General features: G+C 27.5%; 22 protein-coding genes and 1 CRISPR repeat array. Of the genes, 15 read left to right on the top strand and 7 right to left on the bottom strand.

All coding sequences use genetic code 11. The annotated features are described in order from the left end of the window. The first annotated feature begins 42 nt into the window (after positions 1-42). Positions 43-855 carry a V4R domain-containing protein gene (locus ACPB8Q_RS05610; RefSeq protein WP_423792203.1) on the top strand — a complete coding sequence of 271 codons (813 nt, stop codon included), beginning with the start codon at positions 43-45 and terminating at the stop codon, positions 853-855. A gap of 21 nt (positions 856-876) precedes the next feature. Next, positions 877-4,344, top strand: coding sequence for a chromosome segregation protein SMC (smc, locus tag ACPB8Q_RS05615; protein ID WP_423792204.1), 3,468 nt, complete (start codon positions 877-879; stop codon positions 4,342-4,344). Here smc and pgi read toward each other — a convergent pair. From pgi to ACPB8Q_RS05630, 3 genes are all read right to left on the bottom strand, one after another. Beyond that, entirely contained in the window at positions 4,339-5,475 is a 1,137-nt protein-coding gene (gene pgi, locus ACPB8Q_RS05620) for a glucose-6-phosphate isomerase (RefSeq protein ID WP_423792205.1), read from the bottom strand. The two genes, smc and pgi, sit on opposite strands and share 6 nt — an antisense overlap. Positions 5,476-5,487: 12 nt before the next feature. Next, a complete protein-coding gene (gene hflX / locus ACPB8Q_RS05625; protein ID WP_423792206.1) occupies positions 5,488-6,714 on the bottom strand; it encodes an HflX GTPase family protein in 1,227 nt (408 codons plus the stop codon). Between the two features lie 92 nt (positions 6,715-6,806). Then, entirely contained in the window at positions 6,807-7,229 is a 423-nt protein-coding gene (locus ACPB8Q_RS05630) for a winged helix-turn-helix transcriptional regulator (protein WP_423792207.1), read from the bottom strand. A gap of 158 nt (positions 7,230-7,387) precedes the next feature. On the opposite strand from ACPB8Q_RS05630, the gene ACPB8Q_RS05635 reads away from it, so the two are divergent. From ACPB8Q_RS05635 to cobA, 6 genes are read left to right on the top strand one after another with little or no spacing between them, the layout of a single operon-like run. Further along, positions 7,388-7,927, top strand: a complete 540-nt coding sequence (locus tag ACPB8Q_RS05635; RefSeq protein WP_423792208.1) for a pyruvate ferredoxin oxidoreductase subunit gamma — start codon at positions 7,388-7,390, stop codon at positions 7,925-7,927. Between the two features lie 3 nt (positions 7,928-7,930). Further along, positions 7,931-8,191 carry a pyruvate synthase subunit PorD gene (porD, locus tag ACPB8Q_RS05640; protein ID WP_423792209.1) on the top strand — a complete coding sequence of 87 codons (261 nt, stop codon included), beginning with the start codon at positions 7,931-7,933 and terminating at the stop codon, positions 8,189-8,191. 14 nt (positions 8,192-8,205) lie between these two features. Next, positions 8,206-9,366: a pyruvate synthase subunit PorA gene (porA, locus tag ACPB8Q_RS05645; RefSeq protein ID WP_423792211.1), complete on the top strand. Its 1,161-nt coding sequence runs from the start codon at positions 8,206-8,208 to the stop codon at positions 9,364-9,366. A gap of 19 nt (positions 9,367-9,385) precedes the next feature. Then, a complete protein-coding gene (gene porB, locus ACPB8Q_RS05650) occupies positions 9,386-10,276 on the top strand; it encodes a pyruvate synthase subunit beta (RefSeq protein ID WP_423792212.1) in 891 nt (296 codons plus the stop codon). Between the two features lie 32 nt (positions 10,277-10,308). Next, positions 10,309-10,800 (top strand): 4Fe-4S dicluster domain-containing protein, encoded by a 492-nt coding sequence (locus ACPB8Q_RS05655; protein WP_423792213.1) that lies wholly within the window; start codon positions 10,309-10,311, stop codon positions 10,798-10,800. A 35-nt stretch (positions 10,801-10,835) separates the two neighbouring features. Further along, positions 10,836-11,546 carry a uroporphyrinogen-III C-methyltransferase gene (gene cobA / locus ACPB8Q_RS05660; RefSeq protein ID WP_423793414.1) on the top strand — a complete coding sequence of 237 codons (711 nt, stop codon included), beginning with the start codon at positions 10,836-10,838 and terminating at the stop codon, positions 11,544-11,546. On the opposite strand, the gene ACPB8Q_RS05665 is transcribed toward cobA, so the two are convergent. Beyond that, positions 11,506-11,919, bottom strand: coding sequence for a hypothetical protein (locus ACPB8Q_RS05665; protein ID WP_423792214.1), 414 nt, complete (start codon positions 11,917-11,919; stop codon positions 11,506-11,508). The genes cobA and ACPB8Q_RS05665 overlap by 41 nt on opposite strands. A 6-nt stretch (positions 11,920-11,925) precedes the next feature. Next, a complete protein-coding gene (locus ACPB8Q_RS05670; RefSeq protein WP_423792215.1) occupies positions 11,926-12,666 on the bottom strand; it encodes a DUF166 domain-containing protein in 741 nt (246 codons plus the stop codon). A gap of 526 nt (positions 12,667-13,192) precedes the next feature. On the opposite strand from ACPB8Q_RS05670, the gene ACPB8Q_RS05675 reads away from it, so the two are divergent. Continuing rightward, positions 13,193-13,453: a hypothetical protein gene (locus tag ACPB8Q_RS05675; RefSeq protein WP_423792216.1), complete on the top strand. Its 261-nt coding sequence runs from the start codon at positions 13,193-13,195 to the stop codon at positions 13,451-13,453. Between the two features lie 47 nt (positions 13,454-13,500). Then, positions 13,501-14,217 (top strand): endonuclease NucS domain-containing protein, encoded by a 717-nt coding sequence (locus ACPB8Q_RS05680; protein WP_423792217.1) that lies wholly within the window; start codon positions 13,501-13,503, stop codon positions 14,215-14,217. A 187-nt stretch (positions 14,218-14,404) separates the two neighbouring features. On the opposite strand, the gene ACPB8Q_RS05685 is transcribed toward ACPB8Q_RS05680, so the two are convergent. Further along, positions 14,405-16,921: a DEAD/DEAH box helicase gene (locus ACPB8Q_RS05685; protein WP_423792218.1), complete on the bottom strand. Its 2,517-nt coding sequence runs from the start codon at positions 16,919-16,921 to the stop codon at positions 14,405-14,407. A 149-nt stretch (positions 16,922-17,070) separates the two neighbouring features. On the opposite strand from ACPB8Q_RS05685, the gene ACPB8Q_RS05690 reads away from it, so the two are divergent. From ACPB8Q_RS05690 to carB, 3 genes are all read left to right on the top strand, one after another. After that, positions 17,071-17,724 carry a selenouridine synthase SelU-like subunit gene (locus ACPB8Q_RS05690; protein ID WP_423792219.1) on the top strand — a complete coding sequence of 218 codons (654 nt, stop codon included), beginning with the start codon at positions 17,071-17,073 and terminating at the stop codon, positions 17,722-17,724. Between the two features lie 4 nt (positions 17,725-17,728). Then, positions 17,729-18,391, top strand: a complete 663-nt coding sequence (locus tag ACPB8Q_RS05695; protein WP_423792220.1) for a selenouridine synthase SelU-like subunit — start codon at positions 17,729-17,731, stop codon at positions 18,389-18,391. Positions 18,392-18,489: 98 nt separating this feature from the next. Then, positions 18,490-19,938, top strand: coding sequence for a carbamoyl-phosphate synthase large subunit (gene carB, locus ACPB8Q_RS05700; protein ID WP_423792221.1), 1,449 nt, complete (start codon positions 18,490-18,492; stop codon positions 19,936-19,938). Between the two features lie 17 nt (positions 19,939-19,955). On the opposite strand, the gene ilvD is transcribed toward carB, so the two are convergent. Then, the gene (ilvD, locus tag ACPB8Q_RS05705) at positions 19,956-21,611 is read right to left on the bottom strand and encodes a dihydroxy-acid dehydratase (RefSeq protein WP_423792222.1); all 1,656 of its coding nucleotides are present in this window, start codon (positions 21,609-21,611) and stop codon (positions 19,956-19,958) included. A gap of 155 nt (positions 21,612-21,766) precedes the next feature. Between ilvD and ACPB8Q_RS05710 the strand changes: the two genes are divergently transcribed. Continuing rightward, complete coding sequence (locus tag ACPB8Q_RS05710; protein WP_423792223.1) at positions 21,767-22,183, top strand: hypothetical protein; 417 nt, start codon at positions 21,767-21,769, stop codon at positions 22,181-22,183. Between the two features lie 100 nt (positions 22,184-22,283). After that, positions 22,284-23,061: a CRISPR direct-repeat array (repeat unit 30 nt; unit sequence ATTTCCATACCGGGACGGTCTTATTTTAAC). 462 nt (positions 23,062-23,523) lie between these two features. Then, positions 23,524-24,303: a sugar phosphate isomerase/epimerase family protein gene (locus ACPB8Q_RS05715; protein WP_423792224.1), complete on the top strand. Its 780-nt coding sequence runs from the start codon at positions 23,524-23,526 to the stop codon at positions 24,301-24,303. The last annotated feature ends 6 nt before the right edge of the window (positions 24,304-24,309 follow it).

Here is a 24,309-nt window from a genome sequence, read left to right on the forward strand (position 1 = left end):
TTATTATTATACTAACTGAAATAAAATTATAATGGTGATTGAATGTCTTTATTGTATAAAGAAATCCAAAAATATGAGTCTATACTCAATGAAATAAAAAAGTTCCCTGGAATACTAAATATTGATGTTATAGATAAAGATACAGGAGAGCCTGTACTTTCACATAATTATAATAGTGAAAGATTGCATATAATTCCTCTATTAAATAGTTTAGTATCTGACATGTTAAATAAAGAACTATGTAGTACTGACGAAATAGTAATAAAAAATAAGGATAAAAAGTATTTAATTAAACCATTAAATAATACAATAATCATTATTGAGTATTTATTGGAATTTGAATCTGAAGTTTTTAATATTATTAAAAAATTTGAAGGTATTATAAATAAAATTGACAAATTAACATATAAAAATTTATCAGTTATTCCTCTAAAATCTATTTTAGATAATTCAAAGAAAAAAAAGGTATCTGTAGCATTATTCAGATTATTTAGATTTGTTGATTTTGATAAGTATTTTAATATTTCCAATGAGAAGATAATGTTTTATTTTGGAAAAGAAATTATAAGTTCTCTAAATTTAAGAAAATTTGAGGATTTTGTAGAATTTTTCAAAGAGTATGATATTGGAAAGATAGATATAACTAATAAAAACCCAATAACTGTAGATGTATATGATTGTATATCATGCTCAGGTATTGGTAATATAAATAGGACCCTATGTTACTTTGAAGCAGGACTAATTTCAGGATTTTTTGAAGAACAAAAAAATATAAAATTTGATATAACAGAAGTAAAGTGTTGTGGTTTAGGAGATAATTTTTGTAGATTTTTATTAACTTCCAAAAAAATTTAAAATATTTTTTGGTGTTGTAAATTGTTAAAGAGAATTGTATTAAAAAATTTTAAGTCATTTAAGAATTTAGAGTTAGAGATTCCAGAAGGTTTTACAGCAATTGTAGGACCAAATGGCTCTGGAAAAAGTAATATTGTAGATGCTATTTTATTTGTTTTAGGAAGAAGTTCTGCAAAAAAACTTAGGGCTGATAGATTTAAGAATCTAATAACTTATCATAATGGTAGAAGAGCAGACTATGCAGAAGTTGCTATTTTCCTAAAAAATGATAAAATTAAAGATTTACCAGAAGAATTTGGTATTTTGAGAAGAATAAAAAAATCTGGTGAGACTGATTATTATTTAATCTTAGAAGATAAAAGAAAGAAATTAACAAAAACTGAAATAATTGATATATTCAGAAAAATGAATTTATTGAATAATAATGTTATCTCTCAAGGAGATTTAGCAAAAATAATAAATATTTCTCCAATAGAAAGGAGAAAAATTATAGATGAAATTAGTGGAATTGCTGAATTTGATGAGAAAAAAAAGAAAGCAGAAGAAGAGTTAAAAAAGGCAAGGGAATTAATTGAGATGATAGATATAAGGATTAGTGAAGTTAAAAATCAACTTAATAGATTAAAGAAAGAGAAAGAAGATGCTGAAAAATATTTAAAATTAAAAGATTTATTAAATAGAGCAAGATACACACTATATTTAAAAAAAGTTGAATATTTAAGAGAAGTAATTAACAATATAAACAACAATATAACTCATCTAAAAGAAAAAAAAGAGAAGTTAAATAAGGATATTAAAATTATTGAAGAAGAAATTTCTAAGAAAAATAATGAATTAAAAAATATTTTAAGCAAATTAGAGGATAAAGAAGTTATATCATTATATAAAGAAATAAAAGAGTTGGAGTTAGAGATAGAGAATGACAAAAAACTTTTATCTAAACTTAAAGATGAAGCTAAGAATATAAATAAGGATATAATTAAAAAGAATGAAGAGCTAAAAGATACTATAAAAAAATTGGAAGAATACAAGGAAATAATAAAAAATAAAGAAAAGATTTTAGAGGATATTAATAAAAAACTTTATGATTTAACAAAATTAAGAGATGATTTAATAAATAAAATTAAAGATATTAATGAAGAAATAAATTCTTTAAAGGAGAAAGAGAATATTCTTAATAGAAAGATTAATGAGAAACAAAATCTATTATATAGCTATAAAGAAAATCTAAGTCAGATTGAGCTAAAAATAAACCAATTAAACTATGAGCTAAAAAGAAACATTGAAACAATAAAAAAACTAAAAGATGAAATTGACAACATCAAAGAATATGATACAAAAGAACTATATTTAAAATTAGAAAACATAAAAGTAGAGATAGAATTTAAGAAAAAGCAAATTAAAGAATTAGAAGAAAAAGAAAAGGAGATTAGAGAAAAACTAAATAAGTTATATGTAGAATATACAAAGGAAGAAACTAAGATTAAGGCATTGAAAGAACTTGAAGATATACATTTAGATAGAGCAATAAAAGAAGTTTTAAAACTTCCAGGAGTTATTGATGTTGTAGGTAACTTAGGTAAGACAAAGAAAGAGTATAAATTAGCTATTGAAGTAGCTGGTGGTAATAGATTAAATTATGTTGTTACTGAGGATATTGATTCAGCTATAAATGCCATAAACTATTTAAAAAAACACAAATTAGGAAGAGTTACATTTTTACCATTAGATAAGGTTAAAGGTAGAAAAGCTAAGAATATTTATGAAGATGGAGTTATTGGTAATGCTATTGATTTAGTTGATTTTGATGAGAAATATAGGAATATATTTGAGTTTGTATTTGGAGATACTGTTATTGTTGAGAATATTGAGATAGCAAAAGAACTCTCTAAGAAATATAATGTTAGATTTGTTACATTAGAGGGAGAGGTAATTGAAAGTTCAGGAGCTTTAATTGGTGGAACTTTTAAAAGTAGAGCTAAAATTATGATAGATGTTGATGAAAATAAAATTAAATCAATAGCTAATAAAATTAAAGAGTTAGATAAAGAATTAGAGAAAATTAAAAATGAATTATCTAATAACAACAAATCTCTAAAAGAACTATTAGCAAAGAAAATAGAATTAGAGAACAAATTAGAATTCATTAAAAAAGAAAATTTAAGATTAGAGAAGCTAAAAGAGACAAATAAAAAGAAGATTAATGAGCTAAACTTTATTAATAAAGAACTTAATTTGAAACTTGAAAATCTTAATAAAGAGAGAAACGATTTAGTTGAAAAGATTAAAGAATTGGAAGATGAGATAAAAACATTAGTTAAAGAAAGGGATGAAATTTTAGCTCAATTAAAACAATATGAAAATAGAGAAGAATTTATAAAATTAAAAGATATTGAAAATGAGATAAATGAGCTTTCTATTAAGAAGAACACTATACTTAATGAAATTAACAAATATAAAACTTTGGTTGATGAAATTTTAAACCAGAAAATTGAAGAATTAACTTTAAAAATAGAGGAACTAAATAAAAAATTATTCTCCATTAATGAAAATATAAAAATATATGAAGAAAATATAAATAAAAACTTAGAGATATTAAAAGAGAAAAAAGATAAGTATGAAAAAATATCAAAAGATTTAAAGGAACTAAATAATAAAAAGATTCAAATAGAGTCTGAAATAAGTTCCCTAAAATCTAAAAAATCTGATTTATGGAATGAAATAAATAAGATAGAGAATGAAATAACTAAACTTCTATTAGATAAGACAAAATTTGAGACAAAACTTGAAGAAGAAGAGAGAAATCTATATTTATGTGAGATTAAGGAAGTTGATAAAGAACTTTTACAAAAACCAATTAAAGATATAGAACTAACAATATACAAAATTGAAGAAGAAATTAGACAATTAGAGCCAGTAAATATGAAGGCAATTGAAGACTATAATTTTATTTATGAAAGATTTAATGAACTAATAAAAAAGAGAGAAATTTATGAAATAGATGAAAAGAAATATTTAGAAATGTTAAGAGAGATTGAAAAAAAGAAAAAAGAAGTATTTTTAGATACATTCAATAAAATTGCTAAGAACTTTGAGGAAGTTTATAAACAAATTGGAGGAATTGGAAAACTTAGGTTAGAGAACAAAAATAATCCATTTGAAGGAGGATTGTTGATAGATGCATCTCCAAAAGGTAAAAAACTTATTAGCTTAGAAAGTATGAGTGGGGGAGAAAAAGCTTTAACTTCATTAGCATTTTTATTTGCAATTCAAAAATTAAATCCTTCCTTATTCTATGTGTTAGATGAAGTAGATGCTCCATTAGATGTAAAAAATGTCTCATTAATTGCTGAAATGATTAAAAATCAGTCAAAACAAAGTCAGTTTATTGTTATTAGCCATAGAGAACAGATGATTAATAAGGCTGATACAGTTTATGGAGTATATATGGAAAATGGATTAAGTAAAGTTGTAGGAATTAAATTATAATTTTTCTATTATCTCCCAACATATCTTTTTTTCTAATTCAACTGCTGGCTGGTTAAAAGCATCTACATTGTAAAGTTCTCCCATAAATCCAACTTGATACATATACATATATAGTAATTTACCTAAGTTTTTCTCATCTATCTTATTTAGTTCAATTTTTAAGTTAGGAATATTGTTAATTGTTAATGCCTTTTCTGTTGCTAATTGCTCAGATTTTATAATATCTGAGAGATATAGCTCTTTTCCATTTAATACAACTTTGTCATCTTCTCCATATTCTTTAACACTTAGAAAAGTTACTATTTTATCTTTCTTTCCATCTAAATACAGTTGTAAAATGGAATGTTGGTCCTTAGCTCCTAAGGATATTAAAGGAGTTATTCCCTTCCCATCTTTTCCTAAACTTTCAGCTAACAACTGTTTATACCACTCTCCAAAATATTTTAATCTTTCAATATAAATAAATAGAACTGAAATATCAAAACCTTTCAAATCATTTAGGTAGTGAATAACACCATTTAAAACAGCTGGATTTTTATAATCTTTTTGAATTTCTTTATCTATCTCAATAGCTCCTTTTAATATTTTTTTAATATTTACATTTAAAGCACTTAAAGGAGCTAATCCAACAGAGGTAAATACAGAATATCTTCCAGGAACATTTTCAGGAATATTTAATATTGGATAATTCTCTTTTTTTGCAATTTCTTTAAGTTTTCCACCATTTGTTATAAAAATAAACTTTGGATTTTTACATTTTCTTTTTATATATTGGTAATTTACTAATGTCTCTAATGTATTTCCTGACTTACTAACAACAAAAATTAATGTGTCATCATCTATCTCTTTAATAATTTTCAAAGTTTTTTCAGGGTCAGAGTTATCTATAAAATAACTACCTTCCAAATTTAAAGAGTGATATAGTGTCATAGTTCCTAAGATAGAGCCTCCCATTCCCACAACAACTATCTTGTTGGATGAAAAATCATAACTATAATCATTATAGATAGATTCTCTAATTCCAACATCATTTTTTAGCTTTTTCTCAAAAGAATCTATATACTTTTTAAAATCAAAGTTATTGAATTCTTCATGCACATATATTAATGAATTTTCATAAAAAAAATCCATAATCTCAACCATTTATGTCTCTATTTTATGAATCTTTAATATTCTATTAACATCTTTTTCTTTAGCTCTAAATGTTATTATATGTTTATCATTTTCCTCTATATCTTCTAATATTTCTGTGTTCTCATATAAATATGATATAAGTTTTGGATTATCAGTTTCAATAGTGCCAATTGATAGATTTAGGTTATCTAAAATCATTTTCTTTAATTTTTCAATATTTATATTGTATTTAGCAGATACAAATATTGGATTTATTAAATATCTATCTAACTCGTTCAAAATTTCTAATTTTTTCTTCTCATCAATTTTATCAACTTTGTTTAAAACTGTTATAATTTGGGACTTACAATTAATTTTCTCTAAAATTTCATGATTAACTATAAGTTTTCTCTCAATTTCTTTTATATCTTCTGAGGCATCTACAACTAATAAAATTAGGTCATTATTAGCACTTTCCTCAATTGTTGATAAAAATGCCTCAATCATAAAAGGAGGTAAGTCATCCATAAATCCAACTGTATCAGTTATTAATATCTTTCTTTTAATTCCTCTAATTCTCCTTGTTGTTGTAGTTAATGTAGTAAAAACTTGATTTTTAGCTTCTTTATTTTCTCCAGTTAATGCATTTAATAAACTTGTTTTACCTGCATTTGTATATCCAACTAAACCAACAGAGTCATATTTTTCTCTCCTTTTTCTTAAAATTTTTCTATGCTCTTTTAATTTTTCAAGCTTGTTTTTTATACTTTTAATTTCTCTTTTTATTTTTTGGTAGTATTTTTCAACTTCATAATCTCCATATCCACCAAATCCAGGCTGTTCTCCTTGCTTGGCTAATCTAACTTTTTCTTTTGCTCTTGGGAGTTCATATTGTAACTCTGCTAATTTGACTTGTAGTTGAGCTTCCTTAGTTTTAGCATGCTTACTGAAAATTCTTAAAACTAATTCAATCTTATCAATAACTTCAACTTTAAACTCTTTAGCTAAATTATACTTTTGAGTAGGTGTTAAAGTATTACCAAAAATAACAATGTCTATATTTTTATCTTTAACAATTTTAGAAAGTTTTTTTACAAAACCTTCTCCAATTTGATACTTACTATCTGGCTTTCTAATTTGAATATATGTTCCTTCAACCTCATACAGAACTTCAGCCAATTCTTTTAACTCTTCAATACTTTTTCTATCTTTTTTATTGTCCTTTCTTAATACTAATAAAGCTTTTATTAATATCACCCAAAAATCTTATCAATTATATGGTTATTTAACACAATCTATATTAAATAAAAATAATCATAAAATAAGTTTATAGTTAATTATATTTAAAATTATTTTAACTGTTCTAAAATAATAGCAGGGCAAATTTTCTTTACACCTTCTATTTTTCCTAACTTATTAAATATTAAGTCAGAGAACTCTTTACCATCTTTTGCCCAAATTTCTGCCATAATCATATGGTCTCCTGTAGATGTAAAAACTTTTTTAACTTCATCAAATTTGCATAACTCCTTAGCAACATATAAAAATTTATCAGGTTCAGTATCAAATCCTGTTAATGCAACTACATTATATCCTAATTTAGATGGATCAATAATAACACTATATCCTTTAATAATTCCTTCTTCTTCCATCTTTTTTACTCTTTTTCTAATTGAGCTCTCACTTGTATTTAACTTTTTAGCTATTTCAGTATATGACATCCTACCATTTTCCATTAAAATTTTTAGTATTTTTAAATCTTTCTCATCCATAAATATCACATATAGTTTTTGATTTATTTGATATTTTAATTAAAGATATTTAAAGGTATATAATTTTAAAATATTTTTCGTTAATTGTCGTATTTTAAAAATGTTTTTATAGTAATAATAAAATTTATAATGATTAATAATGACAAATTGGGAGGAGTATGATAGAAGTAAGATTTCATGGTAGAGGAGGACAAGGTGTTGTTACAGCGGCTCAACTGTTAGCTTATGCAGCTTTTTATGATGGAAAATATTCTCAAACATTCCCTTTTTTTGGAGTTGAAAGGAGAGGGGCTCCTGTTATGGCATTTACAAGAATAGATAAAGAAAAAATATTATTGAGATGTCAAGTTTATGAGCCTGATTATGTTGTTGTTCAAGATTCATCATTATTGGGAATTGTTAATATCTTAGAGGGTTTAAAAAAGGATGGTGTTGTTGTTATAAACACTGTAAAGAAAAAAGATGAGTTAAATTTAGATTTTGAAAATGTCTATACTATTGATGCTACAAAGATAGCATTAGATGTTTTAGGAGTTCCTATTGTTAATACTGCAATGATAGGAGCATTAGCTGGAATAACAAAAATTGTAAGTTTAGATGGAATAAAAAAAGCAATATATAACAGATTTCCAGAAAAGTTGGCTGAGAAAAACTACAAAGCTGCTGAAATAGCATATAAAGAAGTTAGTGGTGAATAAGTTATGGTAAATATTGCAGCAGTAATATTTGAACCAGGTAGTTCTGTAAGAAATAAAACAGGTGGATGGAGAGTTTTCAAGCCTATTTTAGATGTTGAAAAATGTATAAAGTGTGAGATATGCTATATTTTCTGCCCAGAACCAGCTATTTATGAGGATGAAGAAGGAAATTTTAGAATTAACTATGAGTTTTGTAAGGGATGTTTAATCTGTGAAAATGAGTGTCCAGTTAATGCAATAACACATGTAAGAGAAGAGAAATAAAAAAAGGTGAAGTTATGAAAAAAATTATAACAAGAGGAACTTATGCAGCTGCTGAGGCTGTTAGATTGGCTGATGTTGATGTTGTTGCTGCTTATCCAATAACTCCCCAAACTGAATGTGTTGAAAAGATAGCTGAATTTATTGCTAATGGAGAGTTAGATGCAGAGTATATTAGAGTTGAAAGTGAGCATTCAGCAATATCTGCATTAGTTGGTGCTTCAGCTGCAGGAGCAAGAACTTTTACAGCAACAGCATCACAAGGTTTAGCATTAATGCATGAAATACTCTATATTGCCTCTGGTTTAAGATTACCAATAGTTATGGCTAATGTTAATAGAGCTCTGTCAGCTCCTATCAATATATGGTGTGACCATCAGGATTCTATTTCTGAGAGAGATACAGGATGGATTCAGTTTTATGCAGAAAGTTGTCAAGAAGTATTTGATTTAGTATTACAAGCTTTTAGGATAGCTGAGGATAAAGATGTTCTTCTTCCAGTTATGGTTAATTTAGATGGATTTATACTTTCACATACTTATGAGCCAATTGAAATGCCAGAAAATGATGAAGCTAAGGAATTTGTTGGAGTTTATGAGCCACCACACTATTGTTTGAATCCTGATAATCCTGTTACTGTTGGAAGTGTTGGAGTTCCTGAATGTTATATGGAAACAAGAAAACAACTAAATGATGCAATAGAAAACTCAAGAAAAGTTATAAAAAAAGTTCATAAAGAGTATGCTAATAGATTTGGAAGAGTTTATGATTTTGTTGAAACATACAACTTAGAAAATGCAGATACTGTTTTAGTGGCTATGGGTTCTGTGTGTGGAACTATAAAATATGTTATAAGCAAATTAAAAGAGAAAGGAATTGTCAATGTTGGTTTATTAAAAATTAGTTGTTATAGACCATTTCCAAAAGAAGAAGTAAAGAAATATCTAAAAGATGTTGAAAATATTGCTGTTTTAGATAAAAATGTATGTTTTGGATTTGATATGGGTAGTTTAGGATTGGATATTACTGCAACATTAAGAAAATATGATAATAAAATATGCAACTATATTGTTGGTTTAGGTGGGAGAGATATAAAAATTGAAGATATCAATAAAATTATTGAAGATGTTCAAAAAGCAAAAGATGATAAAACAGAGTGGATTGGACTATTAGAATAAAAATTTTGGGGGATATTATATGAGATTTCCAAGAGATGAACTATTTGCTCCTGGACATAGAGGTTGTGCTGGTTGTGGAGCATCAATGGTTGCAAGGATGGTTTTAAAAGTAGCTGGTAAAGACACAATAGTTGTCACACCAACAGGATGTTTAGAGGTTTTTTCAACACCATATCCTGAAACTGCTTGGAGAGTTCCTTGGATTCATGTTGCTTTTGAAAATGCTGGAGCAGTAGCAAGTGGTGTTGAAGCAGCTATAAAGGCTCTAAAAAGAAAGAGAGGAAAATCTAAGGACAGAAAGATTAATATTATTGCAATTGGAGGAGATGGAGGAACAGCAGATATTGGATTTCAATCATTGAGTGGAGCTATGGAAAGAGGGCATGATATACTATATATAATGTATGATAATGAGGCATATATGAACACAGGAGTCCAAAGAAGTTCAGAAACTCCATTATTTGCACAAACAACTACATCTCCTGCTGGAAAATGTAGTAAAGGAGAAAATAGGCCTAAAAAAGACATGGCATTTATAATGGCAGCTCATGGCGTTCCTTATGTTGCAACAGCTTGTATATCTTATCCAGAAGATTTTATGAAGAAAGTTAAAAAAGCTCTTTCTATTGAAGGCCCTAAATTCATACATGTCCTACAACCTTGTACAGTTGGTTGGGGTTTTCCATCTAACAAAACAATTGAAATAGGTAGATTAGCAGTTGAAACAGGAGTATTTCCACTATTTGAGATAGAAAATGGAAAATTTAGATTAACTTATAAACCTTTAAAAAGAAAACCAGTTAAAGAATATATTAGAATGCAAAAGAGATACAGACACTTAACTGATGAGGATATTGAAATTATCCAAAAATATATTGATGAGAAATGCAAACTCTTAGGATTAGATTAAAAATCAAAAAAAAAAAATTTTGAGGGATAATAATGAAGAAAATAATGATGATAAATGATTTATGTGACAACTGTGGAGTTTGTATAAGAGCATGTATGAAAAAACATAAAGTTTCAAGAATTGCAATAATGGAAAAAAATAAAAAGTATCTTCCAATAGTTTGTCAGCACTGCACTTCAGCACCATGTAAAGATGTTTGTCCAGTTGGAGCAATATACTTCAAAAATGGCTATGTGTATTTAGATGAGAATATTTGTATTGGTTGTGGGCTATGTGCATTAGCATGTCCATTTGGAGCCATAGTTATGGAAGATAAAGCGTACAAATGTATTTTATGTGATGGAGAAGAGCCAGTTTGTGTTAAAGCATGTCCAAAAAAATGTTTAGATGTTGTTGATGTAAATGAACTTACATTTAAAAAAAGAGAGAAAGTTCTACCAATTTTTGAAAAAATAAAATTAGATGGAAATAAACCTTCTGATGTAATAGATAAAATAATAACTCCTGCTAAGATTAATTTATAAAATTTTTTATTTTTAAAAGGTGAATTTTTTTGGCTATTGGAAAAGTTTATTTAGTTGGAGCTGGTCCAGGTGATAAAGAACTTATAACATTAAAAGCTATAAATATATTAAAAAAAGCAGACGTTATTGTATATGATGCTTTAATTAACAAAGAGATACTAAACTATGCCAAAGAAGGTGCTGAACTGATATATGTTGGGAAAAGAAAGGACAAACATACCTTAAAGCAGGAAGAAATAAATAAATTATTGGTTAAGAAAGCTAAGGAAGGAAAGATTGTTGTAAGATTAAAAGGAGGAGACCCATTTATATTTGGTAGGGGAGGAGAGGAGATTCTAGAATTAAAGAAAAACAATATTCCATATGAAGTAGTTCCAGGAGTTACATCAGCTATTGCTGTTCCTGAGGTTTTTGGTATTCCACTTACACATAGGGGAGTAGCAAAATCTTTAACAATTGTTACAGGGCATGAGATGGAAGGAGAGAATAAAGTAGATTTTAGTAAATTCCAAGCTGATACATTGGTTATATTAATGGGAATATCCAATTTAGATAAGATTGTTAATCAACTATTAAAAAGTAGGAGTGAAAATACGCCAATAGCTATTATAACAAATGCTTTCTTTGGAAATGAAAAGATTGTTAAAGGAACACTTAAAGATATTTTAGAGAAAGCTAAAAAAGAGGATATAAAACCACCAGGCATTATTGTTGTTGGTGATGTTGTTTCTCTAATGGACAGTTAGGGCATTTTCCACAACATAAACATAATATTTTTTTATCTAATGAAGATACTCCAATAGTTATTAGCCCACAAACAACATTTTTATCTTTAAACAATTTCCTAACCTTTCTAAAACCAATACCACAAGATAGAACAATGATGTTCTTTTCTTTAATATTTTGAGGAATGCTTTTATAGCATATACCATTAATTATTGTGTAGGAAACATTATATCCAAATTTTTTTAAAAAATTTGTTAATTGTAAAATACTATTTATATCTCCTGTTTTACAAATCTTAGCACAAATACCACAACTTAAAATATGAATATCCATGTCATCCAACAAATCATTTTTAATTAAATTGTAGTCTCTTTTTTTGGTTAAAACTACCATATAACCTCATTTTTTTATTTCTTTTAACACAGAATCATAGGCTATATATCCAGCTTTATGTAATATTGTATCTCCAAGCTCCTTGTCTATTTTCATACTTGCTAAACATGGATAATTGTGATGTGCATTTGCTATTTCTTCTTTTACTTTTTCTATATCTAACTCCAATCCTTTTAATCTTTTAGCAATATAGTATGTTTCTCCACATGGAGATGATATAAGAACTTTAATATCTTTTATTTTGTTATCCTCTACTAATATATTTAATTTAGGTTTTCCTATTTTAAAGTAGTCAATAAATTTGTTAATATAGTTATATTCTTCTTTCTTCTCTAATGAGCAGAAAGGTTTTGGATTTGCAAACTCAATATTTAGCTTATCACATATCTTTTTTAGTTCTCTTCTCATTCCTAAGGATAAGTCTTCTGGACTTTCAGATGGCACTATTAAAGCTTTATATCCCTTATCTTTTAAATAGTAAGGAAGTTCATACAATAAATCTTCATGTAGCTGAGCTACACAAACATCTCCTTTTGGAATATCAGGAATATACTCCTCTGGCTCATCTATAAATTCAATATTAACATCCTCTATAATGACTCTCTCTAAATCTTCTTTATAACTAAAATTACCTCTACAATTATAACAATCTTCACAAATTCTACAAAAATCAGGATTATTTACAAGATGATTGTAAAACTTTTCCATTCTTTTGTTACTTTTATGATAGATAAATAGAGCTTTCATTTTTTTCCCTCTTATGGTTGTGATAATAATATTCTCTTTAAAAAACTTTTTTTTATCATATTTAAGTTTAGAATAAACATAACCACTATAAAAACATTCTTTTATTGGATTTTTTGCAGTTTTCTATCCTATTCCATCAGTTATTCATAATAAATTGGACATTGTTGTTATTGTTTTTTAATAAATTGATTATTATAATTCTATATTATAAACTTTGGAATCAAAAAAATAAAATAGTACGGATTAAATCCTATATTAATTGTGATTAAACCATTTAAATCACATTTAAAGAATTAATAGCTAATAATTTAAATACCTTAAGTATAGTCCATTTAGTAAAATTAAAAAACATAAAAATTGAAGTTTTAGGTAAAAAAGTTAAAATAGAAGATTTAAAAATGACTTCAACGAAAATAAAACTAAATTAAAGACTGTTAACCGGAGAAATTCTTATAATATCTGATAGTAAATATTCCTATAGATACAGAAAGATATTAACTTGGTCCTAACAAAAAAATATTAATAAATGAAGTATTTTAAAATGGTAATTTTTATGCCTAACTATTATTTAATAGCACTTTCTAATAAAGAAAACCTAGAAATATGTAAAAAAGAATTAATGGCAGGATTTCCAAACAGTAAAAATGGTTTTTGGGCATATTTAGAAATAAACGAGGGAGACTATGTATCTTTTTTATATGGAGCTAAAATACATAATTTGTATAAAGTATCAAAAAAAATAACATATAAAAACAAAGAAGATTCAGAAAAACCCTGGAAAAAATAGCTTTTCGGTCAGAAAAAGGAAAGAGGGAATATAATTTTCCATTTAGATTGCTTTTAGAGCAAATTAGGGAATTTGAAGAATCCTTAGTAAAGACAGAATTTATATATATTGCGGAGGATTTATTGCCTAGAGGTGGATATAAAAAAACACATTTTCAAGCTGATGAAACAACATTAAATTATGTTTCTAAAATCGGTAAAACAAAAAATAAAATATATGACCAAAAATGGATTAAACAAAGTATAATACCAAAAATAACATTTAATAAAAATAATATTGATCCACCATATGTATGTCTTTTTGACGAATTAATATTGCAAGTTTTAATAAAGGAATATATAGGAAATAATTCAGGTAATGTTTTTAATAAAATTTTAAATTATTTCAATATAAATGAAAATTATTATGATTTTGAAGTTTTAAGCGAAAAAGCAATATCTTCTGGATATATTGACTTACTAATAAAAAGAAGACATCCTATAGGAAAAGACCATAAAATTATAATTGAAGTCAAGAAAAACAAAAGTAGAAAAAAAGACATTGAACAATTAACAAAATATATGGAAGAATTAGAAGACTGTGTCGGAGGTATTTTAGTAGCAAATAATTTTACTAAAACATGTTTTAAACAAATTAGTAAAACTGATAAAAAAATATTATTTATCAAATATGATTTTAAAAACTTAGATAAAACAAAAGATTATGTTTTTCAAGATCTATTTAATATGCTAAATTTGAATATTGGATATCAATTGTTTTTATGAGGTCTCAATGATTAAAAACATTTTATGTAAATATATCGTGATTCATTGTTAAAAGTTGTTGTCATTATAGCTGACATGCTGAAATTATGTTATTATATTATTGCCAATCGTATCTTTTCCGTAAATAGTTTTTTACTTTTCCCTATTATGTTTTTTGACAAACCTAGTTACTTATAATTTACAAAATTTATTTATTTTTCCCTCTTATAAACTCTAAAACTTTTTTATGCAACTCTAAAATCATTTTTCTTTTATCTGCCATGAATATGACATCTGATGAGGCCATAACAATTAAGTTGAATGAGAATGGTGATGGGCTTGGAAGTTCTAAATAATGGATTTTTCTATTTTTAATTAATTCATAATAGTTTAGGGCATTTTCAATATCTAAATAGTCCTCTAAAATTTCTCTAATAGTTTCTTTGTAAAGTGGATGATTTACCTCTTTGCAATACTCCAAAAGTGCTTCAGCATTTATTTGTTGTTTTTCAACTGATAACTTTCTATTTAAGTATCTTCTTAATATTAAAAATCCTCTTGTTGCTACATGTCTAAATCTTCTCTTTAAAATTTCACTTCTCTCAATACTTTCCTTAACATTCTTAACTATATCTATATTGAATAACTCTAATATATCTTCCTTTTCTAATTTTATGTCTTTTGGTAGAATTAATGAAAAACCATAATCATTTACAGTTATCCTTACATTTGTCTCTTTTTTGTTAGAGAGATAGTTGGCAAAAGCTCTTGCTAATGCTTCATTAGCTCTCCTTCCAGCTACAAAATGGAATATGTAATATCTTCTTTTTTCCTCTATAAAGCTCTCAATTAATAAATTTTTAGTATCTGGGACAAGAGCATAGTTTTTTTGCTCTTCAATATAATTTTTTATAGCTTTTGAAGTTTTTTCATCTATATCATACTTTTTAGATATCTCTCCAACATCTAAATCTTTTACTTCTTCTCTAAATCTTTCAACATCTAATGCTAAATCATAAGCTAATGGTAACTGTTCAGAGAACCAAGAGGGAATTGTTGGTTTTTCATTAAATACCTCTTTGACAGTTATTATATTCCCCCTACCTCCCAAAAATTTATATGTTCTTCCTCCTAAAACAAATATGTCTCCTTTCATTAACCTCTCAGCAAAGTCTTCCTCTACTTCTCCAACATACTTTCCTTCTTCATTTACAACTAAAATAGCTGTTTCATCAGGAATTGTTCCAACATTCATAAAGTATATTACTCTTGCTCTTCCTTTTTTTCCAAATTTGTTATCTTCAAACCATATTTTAGCATAAACTTTCCTATCTTCAATACTTCCAGAGAGATATTTTATAACACTTAAAAAATCTTCTTTACTTAAATCTTTGTAAGGATATGCTTTCTTAACTAACTCATAAGCTTCATCCACATCCCACACTTTTTCCAAAGCCATTCCAATTATGTGTTGAGCTAAGACATCTAAACAATTTTTTGGGATATGGACTCTATCTATCTTCCCAATTTTGGCATCATAAGCTAAAACAACATCCTCAACTAAATCATCTCTATCAAATGGGATAATTATTCCTTTACTCTTTTCATCCAATCTATGCCCACTCCTACCAATTCTTTGTAGAGCTCTTGCTACACTCTTTGGAGAACCAAGAAGAACAACTAAATCAATACTTCCAATATCTATCCCCAACTCTAAGGATGTGGAACTAACACAACAAGAAAGTTCTCCTCTTTTTAGTTTATTTTCTACCTCTAACCTATGCTCTCTACTTAAAGAAGAATGATGTGCCTCTATCCTATCAATTCCTAACCTTTTTAAATGGAAAACTACTCTTTCAGTTGCACCTCTTGTATTAGTGAAAATTAAAACTGTCTTATGCTCTTTGATAAGTTTATACAACAGTTTATACAATCTTTCTGTTATAACTTCTGTTGGAGTGTATATAAAATCATCAACAGGAGAAATTACTTTAATCTCTATCTCCTTTTTATATGAGACATCAACAATATAGCACTCTCTACCAACACCAACCAAAAACTTAGCTATCTCTTCTAATGGTGAAATAGTAGCTGACAATCCAATTCTTGTAAAGTTTGCTACTCTATTTAATCTCTCCAAAGATAGTGAGAGATGAACTCCTCTTTTATTAGTTAAGGCATGTATCTCATCAACTATAACATACTTAACATCTTCTAAAAGTTTGGAAAATTTAGGGGAATTTAGAGAGATAGCCAAAGATTCAGGAGTAGTTATTAATATGTGAGGTGGTTTTTTTAGCATCTTCTGTTTTTGGTAACTTGTGGTATCACTTGTTCTCACAGCTACTCTAATCTCATCTAACTCAATATCTAACTCCTTAGCTACTTCATAAATCTCTTTTAATGGTGTTTTTAAATTTTTCTCTATGTCATTATTTAGAGCTCTTAATGGAGAGACATAAATAATATATATTTTATCTTCTAACTTTTTTTCCATAGATAATTTTACTAACTCATTAATTCCTGCTAAGAAAGCAGATAATGTTTTTCCACTACCTGTAGGAGAGCAAATTAATACATTTTTTTTATTATGTATTTCTTTAATTGCATATCTTTGAGGAGGTGTAAATGTTTTATACTTTCTTTTAAACCATTCTTTTACTGGCTTTTCTAAAATAGAATAAATTTCCTCATCAGAATATTCTTTATTTAAATATTTTATCATTCTATCTCCTTAATTAATATGGCATTATTAATTTATAGTTTATAGACTATAAAAGCTATTTTTAATATTTTTAATGAATATCTAATTTAAAAGATTTAATCTAACCTTTGGTTTTATTATAAATTAAATATATGTGTTTTGGTGATTTAATGATTATCTTTGGATTATTTGGTAAAACAGGTTGTGGAAAAACTGAAATTTTAAGAAAATTAAAAAAATATCATCCTGTTATAGATATTGAAGAATGTGCAAATACAAGAGGTAGTGTATTAGGTAACTTATACCACCTAAAACAAAGGAACCAGGAGGAGTTTGAAAAAGAGCTATATAAACAAATAAAAGAAGCTGAAAAAAGAGGATACTGTATTGTTGAATATGAAGGAAGGTTTATAGGTGGAGTAAAAAGATTAAAAATTCCTGAATTATTAGCAAATTTAGGCAATTACACATATAAGATATTGATAGAATGTCCTTATGAATGTCAAATAAAAAGGTTAGTAAGACAATACACTCCAAAAAATGAAAAAGAAAAAAGAATTTTAATTTCAAGGTTTAAATTACTAAAAAAATCATTAAAAAAAGAGGAAATTTTAAAAGCAATAGATGAAGCTATAAAACTAATTGAAAATGATGATTACTACAATGCAGCTATGTTAATAGAAGAAAAACTTTACAGATTTCATTATTTAAGAACTTTAAAAAAAATACAGCCAGATTTAGTAGTATATATTGAAGATAATAATTTAGATAAATATGTGAAAATTATTGATGACTTTATAAAATCTAAATTATTAGGCAGGTGAAATTTTGGATGAAGAAATTTTAGCAAGATTACTAACTTTTAAAGGAGATAGTGGTGTTGTTTTATCAATTGTATTGAATGATGGTAGAAAAATGATTACTGATGGAAAAAAAATTCTTGCTGGAAAAATTAGTGGTGAGTTGGCATCATTTATTTTAAATAAATCAAGAGAAATTATTAAAAATAAAAAAATTGAAGTAGCTGAATTTAACCAATATAAAATTTATTTTGAACCAATAAATATCAAAAGGTTTTTAGATAGCATAGGAAAAGAGCTAACAGATGAGTTAATAACAGTGGATGAATTAGAAAAAATAAAAGACAATGTTATTATTGTTGATGTTAGGTCTCCAAAAGAGTATAAAAATGGAACTATACCAAATGCTATAAATATACCTTTATTTTTAGATAATGAGTATGAGCTTATAGGTAAGATTTATAAAAATGAAGGTAAAGATAAAGCTTTAGAATTAGCTGCAAGAATTGTTGAAAGTAGTATAAGTAGAATTATGAGAGAAGTAACAAAGTTAGATAAAAGTAAAACAATTGTGGTCTTTTGTGCAAAAGGTGGTATTAGAAGCCAGGCTGTCTCTTTAATACTAAGACTTTTAGGCTTTAATGTTAAAAGATTAATTGGAGGCTTTAAAGCTTATAAACAATGTTTATAATAAATAGATATATAGTTTTTGGTAATATTATTACAAAAATAAAAAAATAAAAAATTTTGGACTGTTAAAACAAAATATTTAAATATATAGGTGGAGATATGGAGAGTTATAATAAAGTTATGATTTTTGGCTCTGGTCCAATAGTTATAGGACAAGCAGCTGAGTTTGACTTTTCTGGCTCTCAGGCATGTAAAGCCCTAAGAGAGGAAGGAATATATACAATTTTAGTAAATTCAAATCCAGCAACTATTCAGACAGATATTGAAATGGCAGACAAGGTTTATTTAGAGCCCTTACATCCCAATATAGTTGGGAAGATAATTGAAAAAGAGAGACCTGATGCAATATTACCAACAATGGGAGGACAAACAGGACTAAACTTAGCTTTGGAATTACATAGAAGAGGAATATTGGATAAATATGGAATTAAGTTGTTAGGTTCATCTATAAAAACAATTGAAACAGCAGAAGATAGGGAGTTATTTAGAAAAGCTATGGAAGAAATTAATGAACCAGTAACGAAATCAAAGGCTGTTAATTCAGTTGAAGAAGCATTAGAATTTGTTGAAAAAGTAGGATATCCAGTTATAGTAAGGCCAGCTTTTACCTTAGGAGGTACTGGAGGAGGAGTAGCTCATAATAGAGAGGAGTTAATAGACATAGTTGAGAAAGGTCTTAAACTTTCAATAATCAACCAGGTTTTAATTGATGAGAGTGTTCTTGGCTGGAAAGAGTTTGAGTTAGAGGTTATGAGAGATAAAAAAGACACATGTATTATAGTCTGTGGTATGGAAAATATAGACCCTATGGGAATACATACAGGAGAGAGTATTGTAGTTGCTCCTATACAAACACTTCCAGATGAGTTTTATCAAAAACTAAGAGATTCAGCTATTAAGGTTATTAGACATCTGAAAGTAGAAGGAGGTTGTAATATACAATTTGCTGTTAATAAAGATTTAACTGAATATAGGATTATAGAGGTAAATCCAAGAGTTTCAAGAAGTTCTGCCTTAGCAAGTAAAGCAACAGGATATCCAATAGCAAGAGTAGCTGCTAAAATAGCAATTGGTAAGACATTAGATGAGATTATTAATGATGTTACTAAAAAAACTCCTGCAAGTTTTGAGCCAACAATTGATTATGTAGTTGTTAAGATTCCAAGATGGCCATTTGATAAATTTAAAGAGGTGGATAAAAGATTAACCACATTTATGAAATCTACAGGAGAAGTTATGGCAATTGGTAGAAGCTTTGAAGAAGCTCTTCAAAAAGCTGTTAGAAGTTTAGATATTGGAAGATTTGGGCTAATTGGAGATGGGAAGGATAAAGATTATTCTGATGAAGAAATAGAGGATATTTTAAAGAATCCAACAGATGAAAGAATCTTTGTTATAGCTAAGGCATTAGAAAAAGGTTGGAGTGTTGAGAAAATTGTTGAATTTACTAATATAGATGAGTTCTTTATTAAAAAGATTAAGAATATAGTTGATATGAAAAAAGAATTAGAAAGCTTAAAAAATGAAATAAAAAAATTAAATGCTTAAATTAGTTTTTAAAATTTTTATTTCAAAACAGCTCCTTCATCAGCAGATGATACTAATCTTGCATATCTATATAGATATCCTTTTTTAACCTTTAACTCTGGCTTTTTCCATTTTGATAATCTTTCTTTTATTTCTTCTTCATCTAAATCTAAATCTAATCTTTTATTAATCATATCTATTTTTATTATATCTCCATCCTCAACTATTGCTATTGGTCCTCCTGCCATAGCCTCTGGGGAGATATGTCCTATACAAGGTCCTCTACTACCACCTGAAAATCTTCCATCAGTTATTAAAGCTACTTTATCATCTAATCCCATTCCACATATAGCTGATGTAGGAGCCAACATCTCTCTCATTCCTGGACCTCCGGCTGGTCCTTCATATCTTATAACTACTACCTCTCCTCCTTCAATTTCTCCATTTAATATAGCTTTAACAGCTTCTTCCTCAGAGTCATAAACCTTAGCATAACCTTCAAATTTATACATACTCTCTTTAACAGCTGATATTTTTACAACAGCCCCATTTGGAGCAAGATTACCTCTTAAAATTCTAATTCCAGCTGTTTTGTGAATAGGATTGCCTATTGGTCTAATTATATTGTAATCTATATATTTTACTTCTTTAATTATTTCTCCAACAGTTTTTCCACTAACAGTAAGACAATTTTTTCTAATTTTTTCTTCTAAAACTTTTAAAACAGCTGGAATTCCTCCTGCTTTATGTAAATCAATTATAAAATTCTCTCCTCCAGGTCTTAAAGAGGCAATGTGAGGAACTTCTTCACTCAATCTATCAAAGTCATCCAAAGTTATAAATTTTGGCTTAATTTCATAAGCTATTGCAGGAATATGTAGAGTGGTGTTAGTTGAACCACCTAAAGCTAAATCTACTAATATAGCATTTTCAAATGATTCCTTTGTTAAGATTTTATCAGGAGTTATATTGTTCTTCACTAATTCCACAATTCTCATACCACTTCTTTTAGCAATTCTTATTTTTTCTGCTGTATTTGCATGTGAAGTAGCACAGTAAGGGAGAGATAATCCCAAAGCCTCTGTTATACATGCCATAGTATTGGCTGTGAATAAACCTGCACAACTTCCAGCTCCTGGACATGCATTGTTTTCAAGCTCTTTTAACTCTTCTTCAGAAATTTTCCCAGCTTTATACTCCCCAATACCCTCAAATACAGATATTAAATCTACTCTCTTCCCTTTACATTCTCCTGGGAACATTGCTCCTCCTGTAACAACTATAAAAGGCAATCCTGTCCTTATAGCTCCCATTATCATTCCAGGGACTATCTTATCACAACATGGAATTAAAACTAATCCATCAAATCCATGAGCCTTTGCCATACTTTCTACAGTATCAGCTATAATCTCTCTTGATGGGAGTGAGTATCTCATTCCTTCATGTCCCATTGCTATTCCATCACATATAGCCATAGTGTTGAATTCAAAAGCTGTCCCTCCACTTGCATATATTCCTTTTTTAACAGCTTCTGCAATCTCTCTAAGATGAATATGTCCTGGAACTACTTCAGTAAAGCTATTTACAACACCAATGAATGGCTTTTCAAGTTCTTCATCTGTATATCCACATGCTTTTAACAAACTTCTATGTGGAGCCCTCTCAATCCCTTTCTTTACTCTATCACTTATCATTAATTTCCCCTCCAAATTGATAATTTTAAAAGATATGTAAGTTAATATTATTAAATACTATGTTCATAGTTGTGTTACAAATTTTCACAAAATAGTAAATTTTATATACCAAATGAGTATTAAGTAGAAATTAGAAAGAAAAAAGGTGAAAATATATGGTTAGTGAAATAATCAAATTAATTGAAGAAGGAAAAATAGAGGAAGTGTTAAAGAAAATAGATGAAATAAAAGGAGATGCAAATTTAGAAATTGTAGCTTTAAGTTTAGTAGAGAAAGGATACTTAGATGAAGCTTTAAAAGTAGCTGAAAATATAAAATCAAGTGGTTTAAGAGATGAAGTTTTAAGAAAAATAGCTATTGCATACATTGAAAAAGGAGACATTGAAAAAGCTTTAGCCATATCTGAGAAAATTAGAACTGAGACAGACTTAGAAAAAATAGCTATGAAATTAGCAGATGTTAAGAAATATAGAGCTGCATTAAAAGTAGCTGAGAAAATTAGAAGTAGAGCTATAAAAGAAGAAATATTAATGTATATTATTAACAAATTGTTAGATGAACTTAACTACTAAAATTATTTTTTATTTTTTTTATTTTCTTTATTTGTCTATTTAAATATTTTGACTTTCTGAGTAAAAAATTAAATTATTTACTTTTTTAAAAAAATAGAGAATTTCAATTCCGAGACGGTCTTATTTTAACAAACTGCCATGTCATATTCTATGCACAGCCTATCCAATATTTCCATACCGGGACGGTCTTATTTTAACTTATTATTAAAAACCCACACATCTCGTAGATTTAACCCATTTCCATACCGGGACGGTCTTATTTTAACTTATTATTAAAAACCCACACATCTCGTAGATTTAACCCATTTCCATACCGGGACGGTCTTATTTTAACTTATTCTTTGGAAACCTCCCAGCTAAGCCATTTGATTTATCAAACAGTATTTCCATACCGGGACGGTCTTATTTTAACGAGGGGTGCCTCCCTGGCATTGAATTTGAATTGAGATTTCCATACCGGGACGGTCTTATTTTAACTAGTGATTACACTCCCCAAATTACTGTTGATGATGTCCAAATTTCCATACCGGGACGGTCTTATTTTAACAATGTCTGGATGCAAAAAAATAGGGCTTAAAAATGCAATTTCCATACCGGGACGGTCTTATTTTAACTTAGGTTTAGCAACACCAGATACACTTGACATACCTAATTTCCATACCGGGACGGTCTTATTTTAACCATGACTGTGAAGAATGTAAAAAACTATATGTCATTTCCATACCGGGACGGTCTTATTTTAACGCTCTGGAAAAGGCTGGTGGATATACTAACACATATCTATTTCCATACCGGGACGGTCTTATTTTAACTGAACTAATTAAAAAAGTAAATTCTGAAATTATCAAATTTCCATACCGGGACGGTCTTATTTTAACAGGAGGCACATTTTAGACATAATAATATAGCAACGTTCCCATATATAAGCTTTTTGGTGCTAAAATTTTCGAAGGGTAGGTTTCCCTATTCATTTATATACCATCGAACTTTTATAAAAATCTTTCTATTCCATATTTTTCAATTAAAAACTTTTTATATCTAAAAACTAAACCAATTTATCAGGGATTTTTAAATATTAAAAGAAACAACAAAAAACTTCAAAAAATCTCAGTAAATTATATAATCAAAATATATAGAATATTAAAAATATAGACCCCCTCTGAATTTCCCTAAAAATCCTCTAAATTAAAAATATCCTTCTAAAATCCAATAAAATCAAAAAATAAAAATTTTTAGCGTGATAATTGTCATCTGAATATTTAAATTAATGAAATCGTTAAGTTTTTATTAAAAATCTTTTAGATACACAAATAAAAAAATAACGAATTGTGTGAAAAATTATGGAGTTTGCAATATCATCATTAGTTTTTTTGCCAGAAAGGTTGGAATCATCTATAGAGAAGATTGTAGAGAATAACTTTAAATATTGGGAAGTAGTTTGTGAAGGACACCACTACCTTACCCCAAAAAATATAAAGACACTTTTAAGATTTAGAGATGAGTATAATATTTCATATACTGTCCATGCTCCATTCTCTGACCTAAATCCTGCATCAATGAATGAAAAAGTTAGGAAGTTGGTTATAGAATGTATTAGTGATGCTATTGAAGGAGCTTATGAATTAGATGCCAATATTGTGGTTATACATCCTGGCTATATTCCAGAACTTTGGAAAGATTTTAAAGATGATATCTTAGATAACAACTTTACAACAATTTTAAAAATTGTTGAAATTGCAGAGGATTATGATATAATTTTAGGTTTAGAAAATATGCCAAATTTTAGAGGAGTACTTTGCCAAAAGTTAGAGGATGTTTTAGAAATCATTAGAGAAATTGACTCAAAACATCTAAAAATGACTTTGGATGTAGGTCATGCTAATACAGTTGGTGATGTAAAAGATTTTATAAATAAGGAGATTGTCCATATTCATATCCATGATAATAATGGAGTGGAGGATGAACATCTTCCTGTTGGAGAAGGTAATATTAACTTTGAAGAATTCTTTAAAGAGTTGAAAAAGATAAATTATAAAGGAATACTAACATTAGAAAATAAAAATATAAGAGATGCCATAAAAAGTAGAAAAAACATAATGGATATTCTTAAAAAAATTTAAAAAATT

It is taken from the genome of Methanocaldococcus indicus, from assembly GCF_049554935.1.
Classification (GTDB): domain Archaea; phylum AGJL01; class Methanococci; order Methanococcales; family Methanocaldococcaceae; genus Methanocaldococcus; species Methanocaldococcus indicus.